General features: G+C 71.2%; 1 pseudogene. It reads right to left on the reverse strand.

The features are described 5' to 3' along the window. Positions 1-5568, reverse strand: a pseudogene (locus tag H7I87_RS18800) (SDR family NAD(P)-dependent oxidoreductase); the annotation flags it as partial.

A 5568-nucleotide genomic window follows, 5' to 3' on the forward strand; every position in this document is an offset into this window, starting at 1 on the left:
ACGGCCCATTCGGCGCCGTCAGCCCATTGGAAGCACCATCCTGATTCACCGCCGAACCCCGCACCACCGCCAACACCGGATGCCCCAACCGCCGCGCATCCGAAAGCCGCTCGACCACCAGCATGCCGCCGCCCTCGGAGAAGCCGGTGCCGTCGGCCGCGCCCGCGTACGCCTTGCAGCGGCCGTCCACGGACAACCCGCGCATCCGGCTGAACTCCACGAAGATGTCGGGTGTGGCGTTGACCGTGACACCGCCGGCCAGGGCCAGATCGCACTCGCCGGATCGCAGCGACTGCACCGCCATGTGCAACGCCACCAACGACGACGAGCAGGCGGTGTCCACCGACACCGCAGGGCCCTCCAGCCCCAACACATACGACACCCGACCCGACGCCACGCTGGACGTCCGCGATGGGTGCGGCGCCCATGCCGTAGCCCTGCGTGTACACCCCGGCGAACATCCCGGTGGCGCTGCCGCGCAGCTTGACGGGGTCAATTCCGGCCCGCTCCAACGCTTCCCAGGACAGTTCGAGGAACATGCGCTGCTGCGGATCCATCGCCAGCGCCTCGCTGGGCGCGATGCCGAAGAACGCCGGGTCGAAGTCGGCGACGTTGTCGACGAAACCGCCGGTGCGGGTGTAGCAGGTGCCGGGGACGTCCGGGTCGGGGTTGTACACGCCGGCCAGGTCCCAGCCGCGATCGGTGGGAAACTCCGAGAGCACGTCGCGGCCCTCGGCCACCATTTGCCACAGCGCCTCGGGGCTGTCCACGCCGCCCGGGAAGCGGCACGACATCCCGACGATCGCGATCGGATCGTCGTCGGTGGCGCGGACGACGGGCGCGTGCGTGGTCTCCTGCGGGGCGCCGGCAAGCTCGGTGCGGATGTAGCCGGCCAGGGCGTTGGGTGTGGGGTAGTCGAAGATCAAGGTCGGCGAAAGCGCCAGTCCGGTCGCGGTTTTGAGCCGGTTGCGCATTTCGACCGCGGTCAGCGAGTCGAAGCCCAGTTCCTGGAACGCCTTGTCCGGGTCGATCGCCTCGGCGGTCGGGCTGCCCAGCACGGTGGCGATGTGGGAGCGCACCAGCTCCAGCAGCACGGCGTGCTGCTCGGCTTCGGGCAGCCCGTCGAGGCGATGCGCCAGCGCGGATTTCGATTTCGCGGCGGCCAGCGAGTCGTCGACCCGGCGCCGGGTCGGCGCGTTGACCAGATCGGCGAACATCGGGGGCACCGCGACCGCGTGTGCGCGCAGCGCGCCCAGATCGATACGGGCCGGCGCCAGGAATGGCTCGTCGACGATCAACGCCGTGTCGAACAATTCCATGGCCTCGTCCGAGGACAACGCCAGGATGCCGTCGCGGCCCAGCCGGGCCAGGTCGGCGGCGTCCAGGCCCCCGGTCATGGCGCTGGCCTGGTCCCACAGGCCCCACGCCAGCGAGATCGCCGGAAGCCCGTGCGCCCGCCGATGCGCCGCCAACGCATCCAGGAAGGAGTTCGCCGCGGCGTAGTTGCCCTGTCCGGACGAGCCGACCAGCCCCGCCATCGAGGAAAACATCACGAACGCCGACAGATTCATGTCGCGGGTCAGCTCGTGCAGGTTCCAGGCCGCGTCCACCTTGGCCCGCAGCACCGCGTCGATCCGCTCCGGTGTCAGCGAGGTGATCATCGCGTCGTCGAGCACGCCGGCGGCGTGGATCACGCCGGAAAGCGGCCGCTCCGCGGAAATCCCGGCGATGACGCCGGCCAGCGCGGCCCGGTCGGCCGCGTCGCAGGCGATCACCTGCACCCGGGCCCCGGCCGCTTCCAGTTCGGCGACGAACTCGGCCGCGCCCGGCGCGTCCGGGCCGGTGCGGCTCAGCAGCGCCAGGTCGCGAACGCCGTGGCCGGTCACCAGGTGGCGCGCCAACGTCGAGCCCGCCATGCCGGTGCCACCGGTGATCAGCACGGTGCCGGCGGAAAGCGCCCCGGGCACCGTCATGACGACCTTGCCGATGTGGCGGGCCTGGCTCAGGTAGCGCAGCGCGGCGCGGCCACGCCGGATGTCAAATGTGGTGACCGGCAACGGGTTCAACACGCCGGCGTCGAACAGCCCGGCGAGTTCCACCATCCACTGGCGCATCCGGGGACGGCCCGGCTCGAACAGGTCGAAGGCGCGGTAGCGCACACCGGGGTATTCCCTGGCCACCACACCCGGGTCGCGGATGTCGGTCTTGCCCATCTCCAGGAACACGCCGCCGGGCGCGACCAGCCGTAGTGAGGCGTCGACGAACTCCCCGGCCAGCGAGTCCAGCACCACGTCCATCCCGGCCCCGCCGGTTGCCGAGCGGAACTTGTCCTCGAATTCCAGCGTGCGCGAGTCGCCGATGTGGTCGTCGTCGAATCCCATGGCGCGCAAGGTGTCCCACTTGCCGCGGCTGGCGGTGGCGAACACTTCCAGGCCCAGATGCCGGGCCAGCTGCACCGCGGCCATGCCGACACCTCCGGCGGCGGCGTGCACCAGCACCCGCTGCCCCGGTTTGACGTCGGCCAGGTGGATGAACGCCATGTAGGCGGTGGTGAAAACCGCCGAGATGCCGGCGGCTTCGGGGTAGGACCAGTGGGTGGGCTTGTGCTGCAGCAGGCGCACGTCGCCGGGCACCAGCGTGCCGCTGCCGTCGGGGAAGAAGCCGTACACCGAGTCGCCGACCGAGAATTCGGTGACGCCCGGCCCGACCTCGACGACCACGCCGGCACCTTCGCCGCCGAGCAGGGCGTCGTGGGTGAACATGCCCAGCGTGATCATCACGTCGCGGAAGTTGGTGGCGATGGCGCGCAGGGCCACCCGAACCTGGCCCGGCTGCAGCGCGGCATCCGGGTTGGGAACCGGTTCGAGCTGCAGGTTTTCGAAGGTGCCCGCGCTGCTGATGCCGAGCCGCCAGGGCCGGTCTTCCGGCGGTGTCATGATGCCGTCGACCGCGCGGCTGCCGTGTACGCGTGCCGTGTAGACCGTGCCGTCGCGGAGCAACACCTGGGGTTCGCCGGTCGCCAGGGCCGCGGTCAGCGCGGAATCGTCAAGTGCGGCATCGGAATCGATTAGCACGATCCGTCCGGGGTGCTCGGTCTGCGCCGAGCGCACCAGCCCCCACACCGCCGCGCCGGACAGGTCGGTGACGTCCTCGCCGGCCAGCGCCATTGCCCCCCGGGTCACCACGACCAGTACCCCGGAATCGTGCTCGGTGAGCCACGACTGCACGGCGGCCAGCGCCTCGTGGGTGCGCCGATACGATTCGCCGACCGGATCGCCTTCGGCCGCAAGGGATTCAAACACCTGGTGGACGGGTGGTTCGCCGTGGGCCGCCGGCACGGTCACCGGTGCCCAGGCCACCTCGAACAGCCGGTCGGGGCCCGCGGCCGACACCGCGGCGCGCAGTTGGCGCTCGCTCACCGAACGCGCCACCATCGCGCGCACCGACAGCACCGGCAATCCCAGCCCGTCGGCCAGCTCGAGGGAAACCGCCCGGGAGGCCGCTGTGCCCGGCGCCTGCGCGGGGGCCAGGCGGGCGCGTACCGCCGACGCCCCGGCGGCGTGCAACGACACGCCCTGCCACGCGAACGGCAGCGCCACTTCGTCTGTGTCACCGGCGATTTGGTGGCCGACGATCAAGGCGTGCATGGCCGCGTCGAGCAGCGCCGGGTGCACACCGAACCCGGTGACGCCGCCCGCGGCGTCGGGCAGCCGCACCTCGGCGAACACCTCGTCGCCGCGCACCCACGCCGCGGTCAGGCCCTGGAAGGCCGGGCCGTAGCCGTAGCCGCGCGCGGCCAGCCGTTGGTAGCCGTCGGCAATGTCGACCTTGGTGGCCCCGGCCGGCGGCCACGCCGCCAGATCGGCGCCCGGCTCGATCGATCCGGTGCTCAGCGTTCCCTGCGCGTGGCACACCCACGGCGAGTCGCTGTCGGGCCGCGAGAAGATGGACACGTCGCGCCGACCCGATTCGTCGGCCTCGCCGACCAGCACCTGCACGGCGACCGATCCGATCCCGGAGTCTTTGGCCGGCAACATCAACGGAGCCTGCAGCGTCAGCTCCTCGACCGTCGAACAACCGACTTCGTCGCCGGCGCGGATCGCCAGCTCCACGAAACCGGCTCCGGGGAAGACGACCGTGCCGGACACGGCGTGATCGGTCAGCCAGCCCTGCAGGCTCGGGGACAACCGGCCGGTCAGCACCACCCCGCCCGAGGCGGGCAACTCGACGACCGCGCTGAGCAGCGGGTGCTCGCTGGTGCCCAGGCCCAGGCCGCTGGCGTCGGCCGCGGCGCCCTCGCCGGACAGCCAAAACCGGCGGCGGTCAAAGGCATACGTGGGCAGCTCCACGAAGCCGGCTCCGTCCAGCACACCGCGCCACGCCACGTTCACTCCCGCGACGAAGGCGGTGGCCGCCGACGTCAGGAACCGCTCGAGCCCGCCGTCGTCGCGGCCCAGGGTGGGAATGACGATAGCCTCGGTGTCACCCGGCAGGCTGTCGTTGACGGTGTCCTCGATCCCCGCCACCAACGCCGGATGCGGACTGGATTCGATGAACGTCCGGTATCGGTGCTCGGCCGCGCTGCGCACCGCCTGGTCGAACTGCACGGTTTGCCGGATGTTGCGGTACCAGTAGTCGGCGTCCAATCCCGCTGTGTCCAAGCGGTTTCCGGTCACCGTGGAGAAGAAGGCGATGCGCGAGGAACGCGGCTCGATACCGGTCAGCGCCTGCGCGAGGTCCTCGCGGATCGCCTCGACCTCGACCGAATGTGAGGCATAATCCACGTCGATGCGGCGGGTCCGCAGCGCAAGGTCGGCGCAGAACGCGGCGAGCTCGTCGAGCGCGGCCCCCTCCCCCGACACCACGACCGCCGAGCGGCCGTTGACGGCGGCGATGCTGACCCGGTTCCCGTACGGCGCCAACAACTCTCGCGCCCGCTCGGTGCTGCAGGCGATCGACAGCATGCCGCCGGGACCGGCCAGTGACCGCAACAGCTTGCTGCGCAGGGTCACCACTCGGGCGGCGTCACGCAACGACAGCGCGCCGGCGACATAGGCCGCGGCGATCTCGCCCTGCGAGTGGCCGATCACGGCGTCGGGGCTCACCCCGACGGACTTCCACAGCTCGGCCAGCGACACCATCACCGCGAAGAGCGCCGGCTGCACGACGTCGACGCGATCCATCCCCGCTGCGCCGGGTGCGCCGCGCAGCGCATCGATCAGCGACCAGTCCACGAATTCGGCGAAGGCCTCCTCGCAGGCCTGGATGTGCTGCGCGAAAACCGGTGCGGTGTCCAGCAATTCGGTTGCCATGCCCAGCCATTGCGATCCCTGGCCGGGGAAGACGAACACCGTCTTGCCCGCCGGTGTGGCGACACCCCGGATGATCGATGCGGCCGGGTCGTCGGCGGCCAGCTCGTCCAGCCCGGCCAGCAGGCGGTCCCGGTCACCGCCCACCACGACGGCCCGGTGCTCGAACGTCGCGCGTCCCGCCAACGTCCAGCCCACGTCGGCGATGTCCAATTCCCCCTGCGCGCGCACGTATTCGGCCAACCGCGCCGCCTGCGCC

Origin of the sequence: Mycobacterium timonense (assembly GCF_025821985.1) — a bacterium.
Lineage (GTDB): Bacteria > Actinomycetota > Actinomycetes > Mycobacteriales > Mycobacteriaceae > Mycobacterium > Mycobacterium avium.